Annotated in this window: 2 protein-coding genes; one reads left to right on the top strand and one right to left on the bottom strand. The window is 65.3% G+C overall.

Translation table 11 applies throughout. From position 1 onward, the window contains the following. Window positions 1-299, top strand: a 299-nt coding sequence (locus tag EOL86_15575; protein ID NCD26990.1) for a 4Fe-4S ferredoxin, incomplete at its 5' end; no start/stop codon positions are given. A 92-nt stretch (window positions 300-391) separates the two neighbouring features. Here the strand turns inward: EOL86_15575 and EOL86_15570 are convergent. After that, a partial coding sequence (locus EOL86_15570; protein ID NCD26989.1) for a type II toxin-antitoxin system HipA family toxin occupies window positions 392-1,057 on the bottom strand: 666 nt, incomplete at its 5' end.

Below are 1,057 nucleotides of genomic sequence, written 5' to 3'. Positions count from 1 at the left end.
TCGTGGACGTTTCACCCAATTGCGACTGCCACGGCGAGAACGACGCGCCCATCCTGCCCAATCTGGGCATGTTCGCCTCCACCGATGCCCTGGCCCTGGATCAGGCCTGCGTGGACGCCTGCATGGCGGCCAAGCCGTTGCCGGGGAGCCAGCTTTTCGAGAATCTGTCCAAGCCCGATTTTCTTGATCACCACGATCACTTCAGAAATTCCACGCCCCAGTCCGAATGGCGTTCCTGCCTGGAACATGCCGAAAAGATCGGACTGGGCACGCGGGAATACGAGCTGATCGTGGTCTGATGCCCCGTGTGGCAGGAACCGGAGACGGGCGCGCGGTTCTATTCCGGGCGCCCTTTTTCCGGGCGCGTCATTGCACGCTGTTCCTGCCGACATCATGCTTCCGTCAACGCGAACCGATATTGCAGTTCCTCCATTTCCCGCGCACTCACGCCGCAGGCGGCGAAGTGCTTCCGCCATTCGGCCGTGACAGCGGTCATTTCCTTCCAGATTCGCACGGCATCCTGTTCGGACAGGCCAAAGGGGCGGACGTCGCTCAGCAGGTTGGACCGGGTCGCGGCCCGTCCTTCCGTGCCGCAGCGCAGGGACAGATCCCAGTGTCGGAAGCGGATCGCGGCCGGGACCAGGTCATAGGCCGGGGTCATGGCGATACGCGCGCGCGACACGAAAAAGGCGTGGTTGCGGGGATGGTCGTCCCGGTTGGAGCACAGGGCGTTGAAGACCATGCGCCGAAAAATTTCCGGCCCGGACCGCGCGTCTCCCAGCCGTCGGGCCTGTTCGGCCAGATGTTGATAGCTCCCCCAGTCGCCGTCTTCGTCCACGCCGGCCACGGTGAACCCGGACACGACGTGTCGGGCCTCGTCCCCGGCGCGGTCAAAGCGTTGCACCAGCAACACGGACTGGCCGTCCACCTCGATGAGCCGGGTGGGGGCGACGCTCACGCCGCAGCGCGCGGCCAGGGTCATGGTCGCGTGTTCCACCACCGGCTCGCGCCACGGGTCGCCGCGCTTGGAGAACTTGGCGATCCAGGATCGACCGTC

It is taken from the genome of Deltaproteobacteria bacterium (assembly GCA_009930495.1).
Taxonomy (GTDB): domain Bacteria; phylum Desulfobacterota; class Desulfovibrionia; order Desulfovibrionales; family Desulfomicrobiaceae; genus Desulfomicrobium.
This window is presented reverse-complemented; position numbering and strand designations above follow the sequence as displayed.